Source organism: uncultured Intestinimonas sp. (assembly GCF_944387245.1).
In the GTDB taxonomy this organism is placed as follows: Bacteria; Bacillota; Clostridia; order Oscillospirales; family Oscillospiraceae; genus Intestinimonas.
In genome coordinates, this window is sequence record NZ_CALXEE010000016.1 from 15593 (window position 1) to 36034 (window position 20442).

Genomic DNA, 20442 nt, shown 5'->3' on the forward strand with positions numbered 1-20442 from the left:
AAATGCAGGAGAAGGCGACCCTCAAACGGTATGGGATCTTTCTGATGGGAGTGCTGATATGCGCCATGGGGATCGCCTTCCTCTCCCGATCGGCCCTGGGCACGTCGCCCCTCTCCAGCGTTTCCTTCGTGCTCTATCTGTCCACCGGCGTCTCCGCCGGGGTCTACACCTTCGCCTGCAACATGTTCTTCCTGGCGGTGGATGTGATCCTGACCCGGCGGTTCGGCTGGATGCAGTGGCTCCAGATCCCGGCCACCTTCGTGTTCAGCCTGTGCATCGACCTGTGGCTGGCCGTTATCCCCACCCAGCTCAACGGCCCCATTTCCCTCAAGGTGCTCTACCTGGTCCTGGGCTGCCCCATCATGGCCCTGGGCATCACCCTGGAGGTGCTGGCCAACGTGACCATCCTGCCCGGTGAGGGCATCGTCAAGACCCTGGCCGCCAAGGGCGGCTGGGAGTTCGGCAATGTAAAGGTGGCCTTTGACTGCACCCTCACCGCCATCGCGTCGGTTATCGCCTTCTTTGCCTTCGGCCGGCTCAACGGCGTGGGCATCGGCACCCTGGTGTCCGCCCTGGCGGTGGGCCAGCTGGTGAAGCTCTACTCCCGCTGCATTCAGCGCGCCGCCCTCCGGCGGGCAGGCGGCGGGGCCGTCCAATGAACCACCCTGCGACAGGAGGAAACTATCATGGCTGAGATCTACAGCTTTACGGTCAACGGCGTCCTGCGGGAGACGGGGGAGGAGAAGCCCCTCCTGCGCTACCTCCGGGATGACCTGGGCATCACCTCGGTGAAGGACGGGTGCAGCGAGGGCGCCTGCGGCACCTGCACCATCATCGTGGACGGCAAGGCGGTGCGCTCCTGCATCCTCACCACCAAGAAGGCGGTGGGCAAGACCATCCTCACCGTGGAGGGCCTCACTGAGGCCGAGCAGGAGGCCTTCGTCTACGCCTTCGGCAAGGTGGGCGCCGTCCAGTGCGGCTTCTGCATCCCCGGTATGGTTCTCTCGGGCAAAGCCCTGCTGGACCAGGTCCCCGATCCCACCGAGGACCAGATCAAGCAGGCCATCCGGGGCAACGTGTGCCGTTGCACCGGCTACAAGAAGATCATCGAGGGCATCACCCTGGCCGGAGCCATCCTCCGGGGGGAGGCCTCCATCGACCCCGAACTGGAGAAGGGCGACACCTACGGCGTGGGCGACCGGGCCTTCCGCACCGACGTCCGGGACAAGGTTCTGGGTAGGGGAGAGTACGTGGACGATGTCCACATGGAGGGCATGGTCCACGCCTCCGCCGTCCGCTCCCAGTATCCCCGTGCCCGGGTGCTGGACATCGACGCCAGCGCCGCCCTGGCCCTGCCCGGTGTGCTGGCCGTCCTCACCGCCGACGACGTACCCAACAACAAGGTGGGCCACATCCAGCAGGACTGGGACGTAATGATCGCCAAGGGGGATGTCACCCGCTGCGTGGGCGACGCCATCTGCCTGGTGGTGGCTGAGACTGAGGACATCCTTAAAGAGGCCAAAAAGCTGGTCAGGATCGACTATGAACCCCTGGAGCCGGTGCGGAACATCCAGGAGGCCATGGCCCCCGACGCCCCCAAGCTCCATCCCAACGGCAACCTGTGCCAGTCCCGGCATGTGACCCGGGGCGATGCCAAGGCCGCCCTGGCAAAGTCCAAGTACGTGGTCACCCAGAGCTACACCACCCCCTTCACCGAGCACGCCTTCCTGGAGCCCGAGTGCGCTGTGGCCTTCCCCTACAAGGACGGCGTGAAGGTGTACACCTCCGACCAGGGCGTCTACGACACCCGGAAGGAGATCTCCATCATGCTTGGCTGGGACCCCGACCGCATCGTGGTGGAGAACAAGCTGGTGGGCGGCGGCTTCGGCGGAAAGGAGGACGTGTCCGCCCAGCACATCGCCGTGCTGGCGGCCCTGAAGGTGAACCGGCCGGTGAAGGTGAAGTTCTCCCGGCAGGAGTCCATCAACTTCCACCCCAAGCGCCACTATATGGAGGGCACCTTCACCCTGGGCTGCGACGAGAACGGCATCTTCACGGGTCTGGACTGCGAGATCTATTTCGACACCGGTGCCTACGCTTCCCTGTGCGGGCCGGTGCTGGAGCGGGCCTGCACCCACTCGGTGGGTCCCTACTGCTACCAGAACACCGACATCCGGGGCTTTGGCTACTACACCAACAATCCCCCCGCCGGCGCCTTCCGGGGCTTCGGCGTGTGCCAGAGCGAGTTCGCCCTGGAGTCCAACATCAACCTGCTGGCCGAGAAGGTGGGCATCTCCCCCTGGGAGATCCGCTACCGCAACGCCATTGAGCCGGGGAAGGTGCTGCCCAACGGCCAGATCGCCGACTGCTCCACCGCCCTGAAGGAGACCCTGCTGGCGGTGAAGGAGGCCTATGAGGCCCACCCCGGCCGGGCGGGCATTGCCTGCGCCATGAAGAACACCGGAGTGGGCGTGGGCCTTCCCGACAAGGGCCGGTGCAAGCTGGCAGTGAAGGACGGGGTGGTGGGGCTCTACTCCGCCGCCTCCGACATCGGCCAGGGCTGCGCCACCGTATTCCTCCAGGTGCTGGGAGAGACCCTGGGCCTGGGCCGGGAGCAGATGCGTAACATGGGGGCCAACTCCGAGGTGGCCCCCGACTCCGGCACCACCTCCGGCTCCCGCCAGACCCTCCTCACCGGCGAGGCGGTGCGCATGGCCGCTGTGGACCTCAAGAAGGATCTGGACGCCGCCGGGGGAGACCTGAGCGCTCTGGAGGGGAAGGAGTACTTTGCCGAGTTCTTCGACCCCACCGACAAGCTGGGCTCCGACAAGCCCAACCCAAAGAGCCACGTGGCCTACGGCTTTGCCACCCACGTGGTCATCCTGGACGACGCGGGCAAGGTCAAAGAGGTCTGGGCCGCCCATGACTCGGGCAAGGTGGTCAACCCCACCTCCATCCAGGGCCAGATCGAGGGCGGCGTCCTCATGGGCCTGGGCTACGCCCTCACCGAGGACTTCCCCCTGAAGGACTGCGTCCCCCAAGCCAAGTTCGGCACTCTGGGCCTCATGCGTGCCCACCAGATCCCCGACATCCACGCCATCTATGTGGAGAAGGAGGAGCTGCTCCCCTTCGCCTATGGCGCCAAGGGCATCGGCGAGATTGCCACCATCCCCACCGCCCCCGCCGTTCAAGGCGCCTATTACGCCATGGACCACGTGCTGCGCACCAGGCTGCCCATGGAGAATACCTTCTATAAGCCGTCGAAAAAGTGATCCGACGCCCCCGCTCCGCCCCGGCGCAGCGGGGGCGTTTTTTCCCCGGAAGCGTGGGAAAAAGCCTGTCCTCCCAAGGGTTTGGAAGGTGACCTAACAAATTTTCAGGAAACTTGAAAAATATTTTGTTTCCACCCCTTGACATTGTCTGGATACGTGGTATGATGTACTCAGAATCAGACAAAAAGTATGGAATGCTTTAAAACATTTTGGAGGCGAAAAACGGGATGAAAGACCCCATCAAGTGGACGGACAACCACATGCCCAAGAGCGAGGACAAGAATCTGTCCATCATGTCCCTGAGCAACGTGGCCAAGGCGCGGTTTTTCCACAGCAGCTTCCCCCAGTACTCCATTACCCCTCTGGCCCGGCTGGACGGCATGGCCAAGTACCTGGGGCTGGGCGGGGTCTACGTGAAGGATGAGTCCTACCGCTTTGGGCTCAACGCTTTTAAGGTGCTGGGCGGCTCCTTCGCTATGGCCAAGTACATCGCCGGTGAGATGGGCCGGGACGTCTCCGAGATGACTTATGATTACCTGACCAGCGACTCCTTCCGCAAGGAGTTCGGCCAAGCCACCTTCTTCACCGCCACCGACGGCAACCACGGCCGGGGCATGGCGTGGGCGGCCCACAAGCTGGGCCAGAAGGCGGTGGTCCACATGCCCAAGGGCTCCAGCCAGTCCCGGTATGACAACATCGCCAAGGAGGGCGCCCAGGTCACCATCGAGGACGTGAACTACGACGACTGCGTCCGCATGGCGGCGGCCGAGGCCGAGCAGACCGAGCACGGCGTCATCGTCCAGGACACCGCCTGGGAGGGCTATGAGGAGATCCCCTCCTGGATCATGCAGGGCTACGGCACCATGGCCAACGAGGCCGCTGACCAGCTCCGGCAGATCGGCGTGAACCGGCCCACCCACGTCTTTGTCCAGGCCGGCGTGGGCTCCCTGGCCGGCGCCGTGGTGGGCTACTTCACCAACCTCTATCCCAACGATCCCCCCAAGTTCGTGGTCATGGAGGCCCGCGCCGCCGACTGCCTCTACCGGGGCGCTGTGGCTGGGGACGGAAAGCCCCGCATCGTCACCGGCGACCTCCAGACCATCATGGCCGGTCTGGCCTGCGGCGAGCCCAACACCCTCTCCTGGGACATTCTGCGCAACCACGTGAGCGCCTTCGTCTCCTGCCCCGACTGGGTGAGCGCCAAGGGCATGCGGATGCTGGGCGTGCCCGTAAAGGGGGACCCGGTGGTCATCTCCGGCGAGTCCGGCGCCGTGGGCATGGGCTGTCTGGACGCCATCATGTGTGACGACACCTACAAGGATCTGCGGGAGATGCTGGAGCTGGACCGCTTCAGCCAGGTGCTGATGTTCTCCACCGAGGGCAACACCGACCCGCTGAAGTTCCGCCGGGTGATCTGGGACGGCGAGTATCCCACCACCGACTCACCCCAGCACGCCTACTAAGATACGAGCATGTTTTGACGGATGGATCAAATGACTGATAATGGAGGGCACTGATATGGATTTTGAGCAGATCAAGAAGGCCGCCGAAGGCTATCGCGCCGACATGACCCGTTTTCTCCGGGATATGATCTCCCACCCCAGCGAGAGCTGCGAGGAGAAGGAGGTCGTGGCCTGCATCAAGGCCGAGATGGAGAAGCTGGGCTACGACAAGGTGGAGGTCGACGGTCTGGGCAACGTCATCGGCTGGATGGGCGAGGGCGACAAGATCATCGCCATCGACTCCCACATCGACACCGTGGGCATCGGCAACATCGACAACTGGGAGGCCGACCCCTACAAGGGCTATGAGGACGACGTCATCATCTTCGGCCGGGGCGGCTCCGACCAGGAGGGCGGTATGGCCTCCGCCACTTACGGCGCCAAGATCATGAAGGATCTGGGCCTCATCCCCGCCGGCTACAAGATCATGGTCGTGGGCTCCGTCCAGGAGGAGGACTGCGACGGCATGTGCTGGCAGTACATCGTCAACAAGTTCTTCCCCGCCAACGGAATTAAGAAAGAGCAGGTGGAGTTCGTCATCTCCACCGAGCCCACCGACGGCGGCATCTACCGCGGCCACCGGGGCCGCATGGAGATCCGTGTGGACGTGAAGGGCGTCTCCTGCCACGGCTCCGCCCCCGAGCGCGGCGACAACGCCATCTACAAGATGGCCGACATCCTCCAGGACGTCCGTGCCCTCAACGAGAACGACGACGCCGACGCCACCGAGATCAAGGGCCTCGTGAAGATGCTCAATCCCAAGTACAACCCCGAGCACTACGAGGATGCCCGCTTCCTGGGCCGGGGCACCTGCACCACCAGTCAGATCTTCTACACCTCTCCCAGCCGCTGCGCCGTGGCCGACTCCTGCGCCATCTCCATCGACCGCCGCATGACCGCCGGCGAGACCTGGGACTCCTGCCTCCAGGAGATCCGGGATCTGCCCAGCGTGAAGAAGTACGGCGACGACGTGAAGGTGTCCATGTACATGTACGACCGTCCCTCCTGGACCGGCGAGGTCTATGAGACCGAGGCCTACTTCCCCACCTGGATCAACAAGGAGTCCGCCGCCCACGTCCAGGCTCTGGTGGATGCCCACCACGCCCTCTTCGGCGACAAGCGTCTGGGCTACACCGACGCCGACATCAAGCGGGACGCCATGCACCTGCGTGAGGGCCGTCCCCTCACCGACAAGTGGACTTTCTCCACCAACGGTGTGGCCATCCAGGGCCGGTACGGCATCCCCTGCGTGGGCTTCGGCCCCGGCGCCGAGAGCCAGGCCCACGCCCCCAACGAGATCACCTGGAAGGACGACCTGGTCCGCTGCGCCGCCCTGTACGCCGCCGTGCCCGGCCTCTACAAGGAGGAGAACAAGACCGACGACGTGACCCAGTTCCGGGCCGGTAAGACCAATAATGACATCAAGTAAGAAGCGCGGAGCCGTCGAGCAGGGGAGCCTGGACCGGAGCGAGGGCGAGCGGAGGGCCGTATCGGTCCGCAGACCAGCCTGAGACGAAGGGAAGGCGACCCGACCGCGAGACGAGCAAAGCGTGACAGTAAGAAGCGCGGAGCCGTCGCGAGCAGGCGCAGCGTGACAGACCAGTGCGCAATACGGATGAATTATAAGTTAAAATTGAGATAAGGAGACGGTTTTCATGGATAAGACCCTTCAGATGTATATCGACAAGCTCAACAAGCTCAACTTCAAGGACATGTACAACGGCGACTTCTTCCTGACCTGGGAGAAGACCGACGACGAGATCGAGGCCGTGTTCACCCTGGCCGACGCCCTGCGTTACATGCGTGAGAACAACATCTCCACCAAGATCTTCGAGTCCGGCCTGGGCATCTCCCTCTTCCGCGACAACTCCACCCGCACCCGGTTCTCCTTCGCCTCCGCCTGCAACCTGCTGGGCCTGGAGGTCCAGGACCTGGACGAGGGCAAGAGCCAGATCGCCCACGGCGAGACCGTCCGTGAGACTGCCAACATGATCTCCTTCATGGCCGACGTCATCGGTATCCGTGACGACATGTACATCGGCAAGGGCAACAAGTACATGCACGAGGTGGTGGACGCCGTCACCGCCGGCAACAAGGACGGGGTCCTGGAGCAGAAGCCCACCCTGGTGAACCTGCAGTGCGACATTGACCACCCCACCCAGTGCATGGCCGACATGCTGCACATCATCCATGAGTTCGGCGGCGTGGAGAACCTGAAGGGCAAGAAGGTGGCCATGACCTGGGCCTACTCCCCCTCCTACGGCAAGCCCCTCTCCGTGCCCCAGGGTGTTATCGGCCTGATGACCCGCTTCGGCATGGACGTGGTCCTGGCCCATCCCGAGGGCTACGAGGTCATGCCCGAGGTGGAAGAGGTCGCCAAGAAGAACGCCGAGAAGTCCGGCGGCACCTTCACCAAGACCAACTCCATGGCTGAGGCCTTCAAGGACGCCGACATCGTGTATCCCAAGAGCTGGGCTCCCTTCGCCGCCATGGAGAAGCGTACCGACCTGTATGCTCAGGGTGACTCCGAGGGCATCAAGGCCCTGGAGAAGGAGCTGCTGGCCCAGAACGCCGAGCACAAGGACTGGTGCTGCACCGAGGAGCTCATGAAGACCACCAAGGACGGCAAGGCCCTTTACATGCACTGCCTGCCCGCCGACATCAACGGCGTCTCCTGTGTGGACGGCGAGGTGGAGGCCAGCGTATTCGACCGCTACCGCGATCCCCTCTACAAGGAGGCTTCCTTCAAGCCCTACATCATCGCCGCCATGATTTTCCTGGCCAAGGTGAAGGACCCCCAGGCCACTCTGAAGGCCCTGGAGGACCGTGGCATCGCCCGCTGGTTCCAGAAGTAAGACCGCATTCCCGGCGGGAGGCTCTTTCCCGGCCATCCGCCTGACATCTGCCATCCATTTCTGACCTTCCTTCCCCCAACGGACCCACCCGCCTGATGGAACTGAACTTTCTGTGCGGGTGGGTCCCACTATTTTTCCCCCAGAACAGCGAAGCTGTTCTGGGGCACCCGAGAGTGACTTCACATGCTCGGCGGAAGTGAATTCCGCCTGCGCCAAGGGTCTGCCAAGGGGCAGACCGCTTGAACGCGCCGGACGGCGCGGGAACAGCTTCGCTGTCCCGGGGACCCGAAAGTGACTTCATATGCCCGGCGGAAGTGAATTCCGCCTGCGCCAAGGGCCTGCCTGCGGCAGACCGCTTGAGCGCGCCAAAAGGCGCGGCACGCATTGCCGCCCTAAGTCCGAACAGGTTTGAAAAAACGAGGTGCAGTATCATGGGTAAACGTATCGTGATCGCCCTGGGCGGCAATGCTCTGGGCGACAATCTCCCCGAGCAGATGATCGCCGTGAAGCAGACGGCCAAGGCAATCGCCGACCTCATCCAGGAGGGCCACGAGGTGGTTATTGCCCATGGAAACGGTCCCCAGGTGGGCATGATCCAGAAGGCAATGGCGGAGCTCACCCGCTCCGAACCCGAGAAGTACATCCCCTGCCCGCTGTCGGTGTGCGTGGCCATGAGCCAGGGCTACATCGGCTATGACCTCCAGAATGCCCTTCGGGAGGAGCTGCTGGACCGGGGCATCGCCAAGGGCGTGGCCACCGTCCTCACCCAGGTGGAGGTGGACCCCGACGATCCCGCCTTCTCCCACCCCACCAAGCCCATCGGAGCCTTCATGACCAAGGCCGAGGCCGACAAGCTGGTGGCCGAGCGTGGCTACGATGTCATCGAGGACGCCGGCCGGGGATACCGCCGTGTGGTGGCCTCTCCCAAGCCCGTGTCCATCGTGGAGATCCAGTCCATCCGGGACATGGTGGAGGCCGGCCTGGTGGTGGTTGCTTGCGGCGGTGGCGGAATCCCCGTCTTCAAGACCGAGGGACACCACCTGAAGGGCGCCGCCGCTGTCATTGACAAGGATTTTGCCGCCTGCACCCTGGCCCAGCAGCTGGACGCCGACTGCCTCATTATCCTCACCGCCGTGGAGAAGGTGGCCATCCACTTCGGCAAGCCCGACGTGCAGTGGCTCTCCACCCTGACCCCGGCCCAGGCCGAGAAGTACATGGCCGACGGGGAGTTCGCCCCCGGCTCCATGCTGCCCAAGGTCCAGGCCGCCGTCCAGTTCGCCCAGTCCAAGGAGGGCCGCACCGCTCTTATCACCCTCCTGGAGAAGGCCAAGGACGGTATTGAGGGCAAGACGGGTACCCTCATTCAGCAATAAGAGAGGAAACGCCGCCGGTCTAAGGGGAAAATCTCCCTTTTGACCGGCGGCGAAGTCTTTTCCGGGGTTGACCCGGCGCGTGCTTTCCATTAAAATGTAGGAAGCGAAAGATTGGCCGGCGGGCCAAAGACGGTTGGACGGTGGAAAAGTTGGAGAAAACAGCGGTAAAAAAGGGGAGCAGGGGCGTTTCCGTCATGCTGCGGAAGTACCGGCTGCAGCTGGCCTTCCGGGTAGTGACGGCGGCGGCCACCGTGTGGGTGCTCCTGGCCGACCGTGCCGCCTTCCAGGTGCTGTTGGGCGGGGGCTTCTGGCAGAGGTTATCCCCGCTCCACCTGCTGTGGTTCCTCTGGATGGGGGATATGGTCCTCCAGCTTATCCCCACCCGTCAGATCGTGGCGCTGGGCTCACAGAAGCAGTTTCAGCGCTGGTACCGGCCCATCCCCGATTGGGATGCCGCGGCGCTGGAGGCCTATGTGCGAAAGAGCGACCGGGGGGCCAGAAAGGTCCTGGTATCCTGGGTGGCCATGACCATCGCCCTGGGAGTTCTGCGGAGCACCGAGGTCTTTGGCACGGAGGAGCTATTCCTCTCCGCCGTGTTCTTCTATGTGAGTGATCTCATCTGCGTGGTGGTGTGGTGTCCCTTCCGCACATTTCTCATGAAGAACCGGTGCTGTACCACCTGCCGCATCTTCAACTGGGACCACCTGATGATGTTTGTCCCCTTCCTCTTCATCCCCGGCTTTTATGGCTGGACTCTGCTGGGAATGGCCATAGTGGTGGTAGTGGTGTGGGAGGTCCAGTGGCACCGCCACCCGGAGCGCTTCTGGGAGGGGAGCAACCAGGCTCTGCGCTGTGCCAACTGCACCGACCGCCTGTGCGGACGCTGATACGAAAAGAACAAAGCCCTGCCGTTCATTGTGAACGGCAGGGCTTTTCCACATCCTGTGGACGATCAGTGGGCCTGGGCGGGCTGGGCGGTAGGCACCCGGAACAGCAGCCGGAAGATGAGGCGGCAGAGGGGGCCGCAGTAGAGGAGCTGCCAGATGAGGGCCACAGGCATGTTGCAGCCCCAGGTGTGGATCCAGGTGCCAAAGCTGGGCTCCTTGAAGAGGAGGGTGGCGATGAGGCTCATGGTGGGACACATGATGCACACGATCATGGTGGAGATGGCGTAGGTGATGAACTGGGGCCGGTCAGTGGGTCGCATGAAGGTAAAGGCCAGGCGGGTGGCCAGCTTTTCCACCACGAAGAACTCCAGCACGAAGGCAATGGGGGCCATGATGGACAGTTCGTGGAGGGCCATCAGGAAGGTCTGGTTGGTGACACCGCCGGTATTGAGTGCCACATTGTAGACGATCATACCGTAGACCATAATGACGGCCATAATGATGGTGAAGACTACGTTTTGAAATTTGGTTTGGGGCATGGGGAAAGGCTCCTTTCCAGAATGAGATGTGAGCCGCGGCGCAAAAAAAGAAGGCCGCGAAACCTTCGTCTCGCGACCTTCTTCTTCACTGCGACTACTGTTATGTCCCTATTCTAGCCTATTTTCTCCGGCCTCGTAAGTGTTTTTTGCCGATTTGGAAAAAACGGCAGGTTCCACAAGAGGGGCGGAACAGCAGAGCGGAGACTTGTCACATCTGTGGGGGAAAAGGGCTCACTTTTCCTGGATGTACTTGTGAATGGCGGCGGCGGCCTGCTTGCCGGCTCCCATGGCCAGAATGACGGTGGCGGCGCCGGTGACGGCGTCACCGCCGGCGTAGACGCCGGTGCGGCTGGTGAGGCCGTCCTCGCCGTTGGTGACGATGCAGCCGTGCTTGTTGGTCTCCAGGCCGGGAGTGGTGGAGCGGATGAGGGGGTTGGGGGAGGTGCCGATGGACATGATCATGGTGTCCACATCCAGTACGAACTCACTGTCGGGGACGGGTACGGGGCGGCGGCGGCCGGAGGCGTCGGGCTCGCCCAGCTCCATGCGGATACACTTCATGCCCTTGACGTGGCCGGTCTCGTCGCCCAGGACCTCCACGGGATTGGTGAGCAGACGGAAGATGATGCCCTCCTCCTGAGCATGCTCCACCTCCTCCTTACGGGCGGGGAGCTCATCCATGCTGCGGCGGTAAACGATGTAGACGTTTTCCGCCCCCAGCCGCTTGGCGCAGCGGGCGGCGTCCATGGCCACGTTGCCGCCGCCCACCACGGCCACAGACTTACTCTTGGCGATGGGAGTGTGGCTGTCGGGCCGGTAGGCCTTCATCAGGTTGACCCGGGTGAGGTACTCGTTGGCGGAGTATACCCCGTTGAGGGTCTCGCCGGGGATGCCCATGAAGGAGGGGAGACCGGCGCCGGAGGCCAGGTAGACGCACTCATAGCCCATGTCCTCCATGAGCTCATCCACGGTGAGCACCTTGCCGATGACCATATTGGTCTGGAATTCCACGCCCATGGCCTCCAGGGTGGCGATCTCCTTGCGGACCAGCTCCTTGGGGAGCCGGAATTCGGGGATGCCGTAGACCAGCACGCCGCCGGGGGTGTGGAGGGCCTCAAAGACGGTGACGGCGTAGCCCAGCTTAGCCAGGTCACCGGCGCAGGTAAGGCCGCTGGGGCCGGAGCCCACCACCGCCACCTTGTGGCCGTTGGGGGCGGCCTTCACCGGCTCCTCTTGAGCGTGCTCGCGATGCCAGTCGGCCACGAAGCGCTCCAGACGGCCGATGGCCACCGGCTCACCCTTGACGCCCCGAACGCACACGCCCTCGCACTGGCTCTCCTGGGGGCAGACCCGGCCGCAGACGGCGGCCAGGGTGGTGGAGCGCTCCAGGACCTCATAGGCCCCGGCGAAATCCTCTTCGGCCACCTTGCCGATAAAGGCGGGAATGTCGATGCCCACGGGGCAGCCGCTGTGGCAGGGCTTCTTGGGGCAGTTGAGGCAGCGCTTGGCCTCCTCCACGGCCATCTCAGCGGTATAGCCCAGGGCCACCTCGTCAAAGTTGTGGCTGCGGACCTCCGGGTCCTGGCTGGGCATGGGGCATTTTGTCAAACTCATATTGGCCATGGTCAGCGTACCTCCTGGTTCAAAAGATTGCAGGCTTCCTCGCGGGCGTGGACCTCGAAGTCTTTGTACATGGCGCCCCGGTGGATGGCCTCGTCAAAGTCCACCTCAAAGCCGTCGAACTCCGGCCCGTCCACGCAGGCGAACTTGGTCTTGCCGCCCACGGTGAGCCGGCAGCCGCCGCACATGCCGGTGCCGTCGATCATGATGGGGTTCATGGAGACCACGGTCTTGACGTTGTACTTCTTGGTGACGGCCACCACGAACTTCATCATCACCAGAGGCCCGATGGCGATGACCTCATCGTACTGCTCGCCGGAGGTGATGAGCTCCTCCAGGGCGGCTGTGACCAGTCCCTTCTGCCCGCAGCTGCCGTCATCGCTCATGAGGACGAACTTGTCGCTGCAGGCGCGGAACTCATCCTCCAAGATGACCAGATCCTGGTTCCGGAAGCCCACCACGCTATGGACCTCGGCGCCCTTCTCGTGGAGGGCCTTGGCCACAGGCAGGGCGATGGCGCAGCCCACGCCGCCTCCCACCACACAGACCTTCTTGAGGCCGTCCAGCTCACTGGCCCGGCCCAGGGGCCCCACAAAGTCGTGGAGGGACTCGCCCTCCTTCAGGGCGTCCAGCTCCATGGTTCCGGCGCCTACGATCTGGAAGATGACGGTGACGGTGCCCTTTTCCCGGTCGTAGTCGGCCACGGTGAGAGGGATGCGCTCGGAGTCGGCACAGGCCCGCAGAATGACAAACTGGCCGGGCAGGGCCTTTTTGGCAATGAGGGGGGCATCCACCACCATCTTGGTGACGGTGGGGTTTAGGGGTGTTTTTTCCACGATACGGTACATGATGTGCTCCTCCCTTAGGCAAATATGTGCTGGTAAAAAGAAAAGCAACCGCCGTAACCAGCCCGTGCGCACAAGCACTTCGTTACAGCCGTTGCCAAGTCAATTTCACGCTATCTAGTTTAGCACATCTCATAGCAAAAGAACAGGTGAAAATTCAGGTCTGCAAAAAAATTATAAGAATGCACAAATGTGAACCCGGCAGACTGTGCGATTTCCACAGGGAACAGAGAGGACACGACAAAAAAGCAGGAATCCATCCCATCCGGCAACAGCCGGATGGGATGGATTCCTGCTGATTTACAGGCTGGGATCGCAGCTGGTGGAGAGGAGGTCCTCCCAGGTCTGCCGCCGGACCATGAGTCCGGAGCGGCCCTCCTTTACCAGGGCCACCGCCGGGATGGGGTTGGAGTTGTAGTTGCTGGCCATGGAGTAGCCGTAGGCGCCGGTGGAGAGGACGGCCAGAATGTCCCCGGCCTCCAGAGCGGGGAGGGCGGCGTCCCGGAGGAGGATGTCTCCTGACTCGCAGCACTTGCCGCACACCGTCACCGTCTCTGCGGCGGGAGCCTCTGCCTTGTTGGCGGCAATGGCCCGGTACTTGGCCTGGTAAAGGGCGGGGCGGATGTTGTCGGTCATGCCGCCGTCTACGGACACGTACTTCCGCACACCCGGGATGTCCTTGATGGAACCCACGGTGTAGAGGGTGATGCCCGCCTCGCCCACTACGCTGCGGCCGGGCTCGGTGACCACCGCCGGCCGGGGGAGGCCCAGGTCCCGGAAGAAGGCATCGATGCGTTCCATGAGAGGGTCCAGGTACCATCCATAGCCCTTGGGCTCCTCATCGGTGTAGCAGATGCCGAAGCCGCCGCCCACGTTGAGCTCGGTCATGGCGAAGTGGTAGCGGCTCCAGGTCTCCTTCACTAAGCCAAGCACCACCTCCAGGGCCTCCAGGTAGGGCCGGACCTCGAAGAGCTGGGAGCCCACGTGGAAGTGGAGGCCCAGCAGGTCCACCCAGGGGGAATCGATGGCGGCTTTGATGGCGGGGTAGATGATGTCCTCATCCAGGGGAATACCGAACTTGGAGTCCTTTTTTCCGGTGATGATGTAGTCGTGGGTGTCGGCCTTGACGCCGGGGGTGACCCGATAGAGGACCTTCATCTTCTTGCCCTTTTGGGCGCAGATGGACTCCAGCAGCGAGAGCTCCTGAAGGCCGTCGATAATGACGCGTCCTACGCCGCTCGCCACCGCCAGCTCCAGTTCGGCCGGCAGCTTGTTGTTGCCGTTGAACTCAATGCGCTCGGCGGGGAAGCCGGCGGAGAGAGCACAGGTGAGCTCGCCACCGGAAACCACGTCCACGCACAGTCCAGCGTTCTTCACCAGCCGCAGCAGGGCGGGGGTGCAGAAGGCCTTGGCGGCGTAGGCTGCACGGGTGTTCTCCCACTTGTCCAGGAACTCGGTATGAAGAGCCTGGAAGCGTCCCTCCAGGGCGGTCTGGGAGTAGACGTACAGCGGGGTGCCGAAGGTCTTGGCCAGGGTGGTGGTGTCGCAGCCGTCAAAATAAAGGGTATTGTCTCGGATCTCCATGCACATAGGTGGTTCCCTCCCGATCTTTGGTGAAGGGGAGCGGGGCTCCCCCAAAATCATCTGGGCACTATTATACCAGCTTTGGCCCGGGGCGCAACCGGAAACCCACAAAATGGGACTTGTTTTTTGGGGTGGAGACGGCGCGCCGCCCGGACAAAAAGGGCCCCAGACATGGTGTCCGAGGCCCTTTTCGCGTATCCTACAAACAGGAATGGCAGGATGTGATGTGTCCCCCTTCCCGTAAAAGGGGCATGTTTAGCGGGGACGCTCCCGCTCCTCCGCCATCCGGCGGGCAATCTCCTGGAACTTGGCGGTGACATAGCCGTAGTTGTCCCGTTGATGAGGCAGGGTGCAGCGGCTGCAATCCTTGATACCCTTTTCCGTGTAGCGGAAGTTGCCGCCGCAGTCGGGTCCAAGGGCGTAGAGGGGACAGTAGCAGAAGAGACAGTTGAAATTGTCCGGGTCGCTGGTGGGATGGCAGGGGAAGTACTCGCACTGGCGATGGGAGAAGAAGGAAAAGGCCTTACCTTTCCAGTGGGGGGCGCCTGCGCGGTCACGTTCACTCATGGCGGACTCCTTTCCATCGTGGCGGTCTCCGGGCAGCAAAAAAGCTGCACAGCCCAAACAGCGTGCAGCGATATCCCCCGCCGATGGGGCGGGAGGGCGGCACCCTCTCAGGCTCGGAGAGGTTTTTGTGTGCGTCATACGCAGGCAGGTATTCTGACTTCGGCGTCCAGCGCGGTCCCCGCCTTCCCGGAGCACTTGCTCCAGTGACATCTGGGGACCCCTCCGCCAACACAGCAACGGCTTTGTGCGGGATTCTCACCCGGCTTCCCTTGTGCAGCGCCATCGGCGCACCTGCGTACCAGAGATATTTACTTGCACCGGTGGAAAGTTCCCACCGGTACCTACCATCATAGCGGCTTTTCCCCGCCCTGTCAAGTGGACTTTTCCCCCGCCGGCGCCGGAGTGGTGGAAAAAACTCCCCGCCGTCTCACGACGGCGGGGAGTGGGAAAACGGTGGTTACATGAGGTAGAAGAGCATCTTGGCCACCTCGGCCCGGGTGACGGAGTCGTTGGGCCGGAGCTGGTTGTTGTAGCCGGAAATGATGCCCTGGCCCACCAGGGACTCCACGTAGGGGAGAGACCAGGCGGGGACGGAGGCGGCATCGCTGAAGGTCAGGGACTGAGTCACATAGCCCTTGCCCTGGATGCGGCCCAGGATGGTCATGGCCTCGGCCCGGCTGATGGAGGCGGTGGCCCGGCCCATGAGGACGCCGTTGTCCAGGCTGCCTTTGATGATGCCCTCGGTGTACATGGCCTTCATGGCGTCCACGCACCAGGAGGGGGTGGTATCCAGGTCGGCGAAGGGGAGGGTGACATCGGAATAAGCGGTAAGATCCAGACCCATCCAGCGGGCCACCATCAGGGAGAACTCGCCCCGGGTGATGTTCTTATCGGGCTGGAAGAGAAGGCCGGAGCTGGACTCCACACCCTGAACCACACCCATGTCATAGAGGTAGGTGGTGTAGAGGGCGGCCCAGTGGGCAGTCATATCCACGAAGGGGCTCTGAGAGGTGGTGGAGCCGTCTTCGTTGGTGGTGGGAAGGATGTTGTAGGAGCCGCGGCCCACATTGCCGCTCTGGTCCACAGCGGTGACGGTGAGTCGGTGGAGCTTGCCGTCGCTGATGGGGAGGGTATAGGTCAGGGTGCCGGTGGACTCATTCCAGGTAAAGTTTACGCTCATGCCGTCCAGGGTCAGGGTGATGGCCGACTTGGCAAAGGCCTTGTCCACGTTGTCGGAGACGTAGCCGGTAAGCTTGCCGTTTTCGGCGGTCACGGTGACGGTGGGGACGGTCTCGTCGGTCAGCGCCTCAGTAGCCGTGGTAAACTGATCCAGATAGATGGTGCCGATGGCCTTCTCGCCGCCGCCGTAGACCACGGTGAGCCCATGGAGGGCGGCGGTGCCCTCAGGCAGGGCGGCAGTCAGGTGCTTCCAGCCGGTGAAGTCCAAAGCGGAAAGAACCACATCGCTGGTGGTGCCGGCACTGTCGGCGATGGTGGCGGTGAGGGTGTTGCCGGAGCCGTCGCCGTAGACCCACATGCTCAGGTAGCGGTCGCCGGTGGGGATGGCCAGGGAGGCACCCAGAGAGGCGGAGCCGGTCTCGCCAGCGCTGTAATCCACCCGGGCACTCTGCTTACCGTAGCGCACCAGATCGCCGGAGGACTCCCGGTTAATCACCGCGTTGGAGGAACTGGTGAGGGCGGACAGACCCTCGTCGGTCTCGAAATCGTCCAGCGTGTTGATATGGCCGACCACGGTGATGGGGATGGTGATGTAGGTGCCGCCGGCGCTGACGGTGAGGTTGCCAGTGCCGCTCTTGGTACCGGCGGTGAAAACGCCGTTTTCATCCACAGTGCCCACGGCAGAGTCTACCGACCAGGTGTAACAGGTGTCCTGACTGGTGAGCGCAATCTTCTTCCAGACCGCGCTGGCAGTGAGATCGATGCTCTCCTGTGGGTCCAGGGCGATGGAGGTGACGGGAGCCCCGGTGGCCTGGTTGGTCACCGAGATGGAGTCGGGGGTCTTGACCACGGTGATGGAGGCGCTGCCCTCGGCCCGGTTGGCGGAGGCGGTGACCTGAGTGGTGCCGCTTTCACTGCCGGCGGTAAAGACGCCGTTCACGTCCACGATGCCGTCGCCGTTGCGGATGGACCAGGAGACGGCGGTACTGTCCGAAAAGGTATAGCCGTTCTCATCCACCGGGGTGGCGGTGAGGGCTACCTGGGTGCCGGAGAGGACCACGGAGTCGTAGGGGGTGACATAATAGTGGTCCAGGACCCCGTTGGGCGAGAGCTCAGAGACCAGGAAAATGCCGTTGCTGACGGTGCGCAGGCTGCCGTCGGAGGGGGAGTTGAGAATGGACATGGAGGAGGTGCCCGGCAAGGTGGCGCCGATGGTGGTGGAGCCGCCGCCATCCAGAGCCACGGCCTCTACGCAGCCCAACTCAATGAGCCGCTGGGCCACCTGGGTAAGGGAGGCGCCCACGCTGTAACCGGACTGCCGGCCGTCGATGGCGTAGAAGATCACGCTGCCGTCGGCCTTGATGCCGATGGCGGTGCGGGGGTTGGCGGTGGAGTCGGTCTGGGGGCCCACCTGGCCATTGGTGACGATCTTGTAGTAGCCGCCGATGGCGGTGACCACATCATTCCACCGACTGTCGGCGGCGGTGACGTCAATGCTCACCTGGTCGCCGGGCTTCAGGGAGGACACCTGGCCCAGGAGCCATTCGTTGTTCTGCTTGTTGACGGTGAGGACCAGCTTGTCCTTGGGGATCTGGATGGAGGTGGTGGACTCCAGCACTTGATCAACGGTGCACACCAGACGGCCGCCCACGGTGAGCTCGTCGGAGAGAAGCAGAGAGCCAGTGACCTCGTCCACCTGGCGGGTACCCTCAGCGGGGGTGGCGGTCTCCAGGTTCTGGGAATCGGTGGCAATGTCGCCGGAGGATGCGGCATTCGTGTCCTGAGCTGTCGTCTCCATAGGAGTCTCCTCGGCAGACTCTGAGGCGGTGCCGTCGGTGTCGGTGACATCCAGATCCACGTCCACGGTCTGGCCCACATTGGTGGTAACGGGGGTGAGGATCACGTCGTAGCCGGGGCTGGTATGCTGGGTGGTGGTGCTGAACTCGTCAGTGTAGAGGTAGAGGCCGCCTTCGTGCTTGCCGTCGGCGGCGGTGCGGGTCTTGTTCACATCGGTGACCCGCATGGTGGAGCCGTTGAAGGTGGCGGTGACGGCCAGGTCGGGCTTGCCGATAAAGGCGGTGCCATCGGCCAGAAAGCCAACGGCGTAGTAGCCGCCGGAGGTGGTGCGCAATACGCCGTCGCTGATAATGACGCCCAAGGCATTGCCGGTGGAGAGATCGAAGAAGTCGCCGTTGACGCCGCCCACCACCCGGAGCCCCTGGGCCTCCAGGGACTTGGCCATGGTGGCCAGGTCCTGCCGGGACATGAGCTTGTCCCCGTAGACTACCACGGGGTAGACGCCGTCGGCGGGGGAGTAGGAGATGTACCGCTCGGTGCGCAGGTCGGACTTGGAGTTGCTCCAGAAAACCTGCTCCACCAGATCAGAGCCGGGCGCCAGGGAGACGGTGCCGCCGTGGAGCTCGTCGCCCAGAGCGATGGACGCGGACGCGGCGGGGGAGAGCCCCACCAGAACGGCCAGGGTCAGCGCAGTGGCCCGGATGCCAAATCGTTTCATGCTGTTGCCTCCAAAAATCATTGCAGGGTGAAAGGGAACGGGACTGGCCGTTGGGCGGCCCATTCATGATAGGTATAATCCTAACACACCCCCCCTTTTTTGTAAACGGCAGAGGCTGGGAAAAGCTGTCGTTTTGCTGCCGGAGAGACCAATGTTAGGAAAAAGTTAGAATGCCGGCGCGGCAAACGAAAATCCCGGCAGACCGGATTATGACGGTCTGCCGGGACGGTATGCGGGGCGCTGGGATCAAGGGGCAGATGGCTCGGAGGGAGGGGGCGGCGGAGGTGTTTTTTGTACCTTGGGAAGGGTAGTCTCCAAGGTGGCGCTCTCCTGCCGCTCCAGCAGCTCACCGATGAGCTGGTTGGAGATGAGGAAGCCGATGGGGGTGAGCCGCCAGCGGTGCCCGTCCCGGGCGGCCCAGCCGTTGTGCTCATATTCGGCCAGCTTGGCCTCGATGGGGTCGAAATTCATAAAATATTCCCGCCGGTACTCCCACTCCTCGATGCCGCGGGTGGTCCGCAGCCGGAGCATAAGGTACTCTCCTGAACGCTCCCGCTTGGGGATGAGGTCGTCGGAGTCGATGATGGGCTTGCCGCCCAGCACTCCGTCGATATAGCCGTCCAGATCCCGGAGGAAGGAGAAGCGCCGACCGCCGAAATCGGAGTGGGCGCCTGGCCCGAAGCCCAGGTAGGGCCGGGTGAGCCAATATTTCAGGTTGTGCCGCGATTGAAAGCCGGACTGGGCAAAATTGGAGATCTCATACTGGTGATAGCCGGCGTGCTCCAGCCGGGCCACCATCCACAGGTACATGTCAGCCTGCATGTCGTCGTCCGGGAGGGTCTCACCCCGGGACACCCGGGCGCACAGGGGTGTGCCCTCCTCGACCTTCAGGCCGTAGCCGGAGATGTGCTGGGGCTGGAGGGCGATGGCCTTCTCCACCGAGTCCTGCCACCGGGCCATGTCCTGGCCGGGCAGACCGTACATTAGGTCCAGGGTCAGATTTTTGATCTTGGCCTCCCGGATGGCGGCCACCGCCTCCTGGACCTGCTGGAAGGAGTGGGGCCGGTGGAGGGCGGCGAGCTCGTCGTCGTGGGCGGACTGCATCCCCAGGGAGACCCGGTTGATGCCCGCCCGGCGGAGGCGCACCATGCTCTTCTTGTCCACGCTCTCGGGGTTGGCCTCCATGGTGACCTCAGCGTTGCCGGCCACCTCGAACTTCCGCCGGATCACGGAGAGCAGTTCACGGATGCGCTTTTCTCCGTAGAAGCTGGGGGTGCCGCCGCCGAAGTAGATGGTGTCCACCAGATAGCCCTTGGCCTGGGGGGCGGTCTCCTTGATGTGGGTCAGCAGAGCCTTCTGGTAGTCATCCATGCGCTCGGTGCGGCCGGACAAGGAATAGAAGTCACAGTAGTCGCACTTGCTTTTGCAAAACGGTATGTGGATGTAGAGGCCCAGCTGCTTTCCCATGGCGGTCCCACCTTGCTTCAAAATCGAATCATGATAAATCATTATACCGCGTTTTTCATCTGATGGCAATGAAGCGCGGGGAATTTCCGGCCAAAAGCAAAAGAGATTGGCCGGGGATGGAAAGCGTGTTATACTAAAATGACATGTACTTATTTAAGAAAGGAGAAGAGGCCTGTGGAGCGCATAGGGGTACCGGGGACGGCGGAAAAGCAGATCCGGCGGGTAAGCTTTACCGTG

Annotated in this window: 14 protein-coding genes and 1 riboswitch; of the genes, 7 read left to right on the forward strand and 7 right to left on the reverse strand. The window is 63.0% G+C overall.

Features of this window, described 5'->3' with window-relative positions; genetic code table 11:
* Positions 1–2 precede the first annotated feature (2 nt).
* From Q0K15_RS03855 to Q0K15_RS03885, 7 genes are all read left to right on the forward strand, one after another.
* Positions 3–659 (forward strand): DUF6198 family protein, encoded by a 657-nt coding sequence (locus tag Q0K15_RS03855; protein WP_294512439.1) that lies wholly within the window; start codon positions 3–5, stop codon positions 657–659.
* A 27-nt stretch (positions 660–686) separates the two neighbouring features.
* Positions 687–3272, forward strand: a complete 2586-nt coding sequence (xdh, locus tag Q0K15_RS03860) for a selenium-dependent xanthine dehydrogenase (RefSeq protein WP_294512441.1) — start codon at positions 687–689, stop codon at positions 3270–3272.
* Positions 3273–3499: 227 nt separating this feature from the next.
* Positions 3500–4735, forward strand: a complete 1236-nt coding sequence (gene dpaL, locus Q0K15_RS03865; protein WP_294512445.1) for a diaminopropionate ammonia-lyase — start codon at positions 3500–3502, stop codon at positions 4733–4735.
* Between the two features lie 55 nt (positions 4736–4790).
* On the forward strand, positions 4791–6203 hold the full coding sequence (locus Q0K15_RS03870; protein WP_294512448.1) for a YgeY family selenium metabolism-linked hydrolase: 1413 nt from the start codon (positions 4791–4793) through the stop codon (positions 6201–6203).
* Positions 6204–6429: 226 nt separating this feature from the next.
* Complete coding sequence (gene ygeW / locus Q0K15_RS03875) at positions 6430–7629, forward strand: knotted carbamoyltransferase YgeW (RefSeq protein WP_294512452.1); 1200 nt, start codon at positions 6430–6432, stop codon at positions 7627–7629.
* A 431-nt stretch (positions 7630–8060) separates the two neighbouring features.
* The gene (arcC, locus tag Q0K15_RS03880; RefSeq protein ID WP_294512455.1) at positions 8061–9002 is read left to right on the forward strand and encodes a carbamate kinase; all 942 of its coding nucleotides are present in this window, start codon (positions 8061–8063) and stop codon (positions 9000–9002) included.
* Positions 9003–9196: 194 nt separating this feature from the next.
* Positions 9197–9889 carry a hypothetical protein gene (locus tag Q0K15_RS03885; RefSeq protein ID WP_294512458.1) on the forward strand — a complete coding sequence of 231 codons (693 nt, stop codon included), beginning with the start codon at positions 9197–9199 and terminating at the stop codon, positions 9887–9889.
* 65 nt (positions 9890–9954) lie between these two features.
* On the opposite strand, the gene Q0K15_RS03890 is transcribed toward Q0K15_RS03885, so the two are convergent.
* From Q0K15_RS03890 to hemW, 7 genes are all read right to left on the reverse strand, one after another.
* The gene (locus Q0K15_RS03890; RefSeq protein ID WP_294512460.1) at positions 9955–10428 is read right to left on the reverse strand and encodes a DUF2798 domain-containing protein; all 474 of its coding nucleotides are present in this window, start codon (positions 10426–10428) and stop codon (positions 9955–9957) included.
* Positions 10429–10659: 231 nt separating this feature from the next.
* Positions 10660–12051, reverse strand: a complete 1392-nt coding sequence (gene gltA / locus Q0K15_RS03895; RefSeq protein WP_294512463.1) for an NADPH-dependent glutamate synthase — start codon at positions 12049–12051, stop codon at positions 10660–10662.
* A gap of 2 nt (positions 12052–12053) precedes the next feature.
* Positions 12054–12896 carry a sulfide/dihydroorotate dehydrogenase-like FAD/NAD-binding protein gene (locus Q0K15_RS03900; RefSeq protein WP_294512466.1) on the reverse strand — a complete coding sequence of 281 codons (843 nt, stop codon included), beginning with the start codon at positions 12894–12896 and terminating at the stop codon, positions 12054–12056.
* A gap of 297 nt (positions 12897–13193) precedes the next feature.
* Positions 13194–14483, reverse strand: a complete 1290-nt coding sequence (gene lysA, locus Q0K15_RS03905) for a diaminopimelate decarboxylase (protein WP_294512469.1) — start codon at positions 14481–14483, stop codon at positions 13194–13196.
* A gap of 249 nt (positions 14484–14732) precedes the next feature.
* A complete protein-coding gene (locus Q0K15_RS03910; RefSeq protein WP_294512472.1) occupies positions 14733–15044 on the reverse strand; it encodes a cysteine-rich small domain-containing protein in 312 nt (103 codons plus the stop codon).
* A gap of 125 nt (positions 15045–15169) precedes the next feature.
* A riboswitch (cobalamin riboswitch) is annotated at positions 15170–15354 on the reverse strand.
* Positions 15355–15501: 147 nt separating this feature from the next.
* Positions 15502–18738, reverse strand: coding sequence for a phosphodiester glycosidase family protein (locus Q0K15_RS03915; RefSeq protein WP_294512475.1), 3237 nt, complete (start codon positions 18736–18738; stop codon positions 15502–15504).
* Positions 18739–18984: 246 nt separating this feature from the next.
* Positions 18985–20205 (reverse strand): radical SAM family heme chaperone HemW, encoded by a 1221-nt coding sequence (gene hemW, locus Q0K15_RS03920; RefSeq protein WP_294512479.1) that lies wholly within the window; start codon positions 20203–20205, stop codon positions 18985–18987.
* Positions 20206–20442: the final 237 nt, after the last annotated feature.

Excerpts from the sequence above, each read along its gene's own strand:
- Q0K15_RS03855 (WP_294512439.1), top strand. The coding sequence starts at position 3 with ATGCAGGAGAAGGCGACCCTCAAACGGTATGGGATCTTTCTGATGGGA.
- xdh (WP_294512441.1), top strand. The coding sequence starts at position 687 with ATGGCTGAGATCTACAGCTTTACGGTCAACGGCGTCCTGCGGGAGACG.
- dpaL (WP_294512445.1), top strand. The coding sequence starts at position 3,500 with ATGAAAGACCCCATCAAGTGGACGGACAACCACATGCCCAAGAGCGAG.
- Q0K15_RS03870 (WP_294512448.1), top strand. The coding sequence starts at position 4,791 with ATGGATTTTGAGCAGATCAAGAAGGCCGCCGAAGGCTATCGCGCCGAC.
- ygeW (WP_294512452.1), top strand. The coding sequence starts at position 6,430 with ATGGATAAGACCCTTCAGATGTATATCGACAAGCTCAACAAGCTCAAC.
- arcC (WP_294512455.1), top strand. The coding sequence starts at position 8,061 with ATGGGTAAACGTATCGTGATCGCCCTGGGCGGCAATGCTCTGGGCGAC.
- Q0K15_RS03885 (WP_294512458.1), top strand. The coding sequence starts at position 9,197 with ATGCTGCGGAAGTACCGGCTGCAGCTGGCCTTCCGGGTAGTGACGGCG.
- Q0K15_RS03890 (WP_294512460.1), bottom strand. The coding sequence starts at position 10,428 with ATGCCCCAAACCAAATTTCAAAACGTAGTCTTCACCATCATTATGGCC.
- gltA (WP_294512463.1), bottom strand. The coding sequence starts at position 12,051 with ATGGCCAATATGAGTTTGACAAAATGCCCCATGCCCAGCCAGGACCCG.
- Q0K15_RS03900 (WP_294512466.1), bottom strand. The coding sequence starts at position 12,896 with ATGTACCGTATCGTGGAAAAAACACCCCTAAACCCCACCGTCACCAAG.
- lysA (WP_294512469.1), bottom strand. The coding sequence starts at position 14,483 with ATGTGCATGGAGATCCGAGACAATACCCTTTATTTTGACGGCTGCGAC.
- Q0K15_RS03910 (WP_294512472.1), bottom strand. The coding sequence starts at position 15,044 with ATGAGTGAACGTGACCGCGCAGGCGCCCCCCACTGGAAAGGTAAGGCC.
- Q0K15_RS03915 (WP_294512475.1), bottom strand. The coding sequence starts at position 18,738 with ATGAAACGATTTGGCATCCGGGCCACTGCGCTGACCCTGGCCGTTCTG.
- hemW (WP_294512479.1), bottom strand. The coding sequence starts at position 20,205 with ATGGGAAAGCAGCTGGGCCTCTACATCCACATACCGTTTTGCAAAAGC.